This is a genomic window from Amnimonas aquatica (assembly GCF_002943415.1).
GTDB classification, from domain to species: Bacteria; Pseudomonadota; Gammaproteobacteria; order Pseudomonadales; family Moraxellaceae; genus Perlucidibaca; species Perlucidibaca aquatica_A.
The window spans coordinates 1-2,810 of sequence record NZ_PTQZ01000227.1 but is presented as its reverse complement, the minus strand read 5'-3'; the positions used below and the strand labels follow the sequence as shown (position 1 = coordinate 2,810).

The 2,810-nt window shown below is 65.1% G+C and carries 2 protein-coding genes and 1 tRNA gene; 2 read left to right on the top strand and 1 reads right to left on the bottom strand.

What is annotated here, in order from left to right:
- Window positions 1-129: 129 nt before the first annotated feature.
- Window positions 130-2,016: a potassium transporter Kup gene (locus C5O18_RS08290; RefSeq protein ID WP_105193077.1), complete on the bottom strand. Its 1,887-nt coding sequence runs from the start codon at window positions 2,014-2,016 to the stop codon at window positions 130-132.
- A gap of 179 nt (window positions 2,017-2,195) precedes the next feature.
- Here C5O18_RS08290 and C5O18_RS08285 point away from each other — a divergent pair.
- Together C5O18_RS08285 and C5O18_RS08280 are read left to right on the top strand one after the other, a co-directional pair.
- A tRNA-Ser gene (locus tag C5O18_RS08285) sits at window positions 2,196-2,286 on the top strand.
- 192 nt (window positions 2,287-2,478) lie between these two features.
- On the top strand, window positions 2,479-2,810 hold a 332-nt coding region (locus tag C5O18_RS08280; RefSeq protein WP_206389806.1), incomplete at its 3' end, for an Arm DNA-binding domain-containing protein.

Here is a 2,810-nt window from a genome sequence, read left to right as displayed (position 1 = left end):
GGCCAGCCCGGCGCCGCTCGACGTGTCGCTGGTGTATCCGCGCTGAGGCATCCGCCCGGATCAGGGCCGGCGCTTGAGGGGACGCGGTGCGCGCCATGCCGCCGCGCCAGAGCGCGGCGGCATGGCGCCTCAGAGCACGACCTGCGTGCCCATTTCCACCACGCGGTTGCTGGGGATGTGGAAGAAGTCGGTGGCCGCCGAGGCGTTGCGCGCCATCATGACGTAGATCTTCTCGCGCCAGCGCGACATGCCGTGGCGGCCGGCGGGAATGATGCGCTCGCGCGACATGAAGAAGCTGGTGTCCATCATGTCGAAGGCCATGCCCTGGGTAGCGCTGAGCTTGAACAGCTCGGGAATGTCCGGCTGTTCCTTGAAGCCGTAGGCGGCGGTGACCAGGTAGAACTCGTGCGCCACCTGCTCGATGCTCAGGCGCTGCGCATCATCCACGAAGGGCACGTCGCGGATCACCATGGTCAGCAGCACGTTGCGCTCGTGGATGATCTTGTTGTGCTTGAGGTTGTGCAGCAGCGCGTGCGGCACGTACTGGTGCGAGCCGGTCATGAAGATGGCCGTGCCCGGCACGGTCTGGCCGACGCCGGCGCCGATGCTGTTGATGAACAGGTTCAGCGGCATGGTCTCGGCTGACAGACGCTCGCCGAGGATGTGCCGGCCGCGCTTCCAGGTGGCCATGATGAAGAAGGCCGAGAAGCCGACGAAGAGCGGGAACCAGCCGCCCTGGATGATCTTCAGCGTGGTGGCGGCGAAGAAGGCCAGGTCGACGAGCAGGAAGGGCAGCACGAACAGGATCGCCAGGCCTGGGCGCCAGCCCCAGAGCTTGTGCGCCACCACCACCATGAGCAGCACGTCGCAGATCATGGTCATGGTCACCGCGATGCCGTAGGTGGCGGCGAGGTTGTCGGAGCTGCGGAAGGTCAGTACCAGCAGGATGATGGTCGCCAGCAGCGTCCAGTTGAAGAAGGGCATGTAGATCTGGCCCATCTCGCGCGCCGAGGTGTGGCGAACCTCGAAGCGCGGCAGGTAGCCCAGCAGCATGGCCTGGCGGGCGATCGAGAACACGCCGGTGATCACCGCCTGCGAGGCGGTCACCGCAGCCATGGTGGCGAGCACCACCAGCGGCAGGAGCGCCCAGTCCGGCGCCAGGCTGTAGAACGGATTGGCGATGGCCTCCGGATCGGACAGCAGCAGCGCGCCCTGGCCGGCGTAGTTCAGCATCAGCGCCGGGAACACCGCCAGGAACCAGGCGCGGCGGATCGGCTTGCGGCCGAAGTGGCCCATGTCGGCGTACAGCGCCTCGCCGCCGGTGATGGTCAGCACCACCGCGCTCAGCGTGACGAAGGCGGTGACCGGGTTGCCGGCAATGAAGTGCAGCGCCCAGTAAGGGTTCACCAGCTCGAGGATGGTCGGCGTGTGCAGGATGCCGCGTATGCCCAGCGCCGCCAGCGTCAGGAACCACACCAGCATGACCGGGCCGAACAGCTTGCCCACCGAGGCCGTGCCGTGGCGCTGGATCATGAACAGCCCGACCAGGATCGCGATGGTGATGGGAATGACGAAGTTCTGCAGCTGTGGCGCCGCGATCTGCAGGCCTTCCACCGCCGACAGCACGGAGATGGCCGGGGTGATCATGCCGTCGCCGAAGAACAGCGCGGCGCCGAACAGGCCGATGGCCACCACCACAGGGCGCAGCCAGGCGTGGCGGTACTGCGCGCGCAGCGCCAGCGCCAGCAGCGCCATGATGCCGCCTTCGCCGTTGTTGTCGGCACGCATGATGAAGGCGATGTACTTGAGCGAGATGATCAGCGTCAGCGACCAGAAGATCAGCGACAGGATGCCCACCACATTGTCGTGGCCGATATCCAGGTGGCCCATCTGGAAGCAGACCTTGAGCGCGTAGAGCGGGCTGGTGCCGATGTCGCCGAAGACCACGCCCAGCGCGCCGGCGGTCAGCGCGATCTGGTGACGGATGCCGTTCCGGCCTGTCGCTGCTGCTTGCATACCTACCTCGTTGGCGGGAGCCGGTCTGCCGGACTGCCTGCCTTTTGTACGGGCCGGCGATTTTGCACCCGTCCGACGCGCCCGCCAAGCCGTCCGGGTCGGAAAAAGCCTTTGCCAAGGGGGCGGTCATCCGCTAGGATTGCGCGCCGCGACGGTGGTAGTACACTGTCGTCGCCCCCGGTGAGGTGTCCGAGTGGTTGAAGGAGCACGCCTGGAAAGTGTGTATACGGTAACCCCGTATCGAGGGTTCGAATCCCTCTCTCACCGCCAGATCAAGTCCAACATGGTTGGCAATACCCCTAGATAACCCCCGCAAAGCCCAGTATTCTCAAGGCTTCCGGGGGTTTTCTTTTGCACGATAGCCCTCGCTTCACCACCGAAATCCACGGTTCACCACAGCCGGTCTGTAGGTATCGCTGTAGGTACGAATCGGGAGAGGGCGGCACGATGCCTACAAACACCTTGACCGATGCCCGTTGCAAGGGCGCCAAGCCCGCCGAGAAGCCCTACAAGCTTTTTGATGGCGGTGGGTTGCATCTTTATGTTTCCGCAACTGGCTCGCGCACTTGGCGTCTGGCCTATCGCGTAGCGGGCAAGCCGCAGACCATGAGTCTGGGGCCGTACCCAGAGGTGTCGCTGTCCGAGGCGCGGGCCAAGCGCGATGAGGCAAAGAAGGCCTTGATCGACGGCAAGGACCCGATGGCTCCGCGTCGCATCAGTCGCCAGGCCATGACGTTGAAGGAGGCGTCAGACGCCTACTGGGCTGGTCGCAAGGATGTATCAGTCTCTTACCG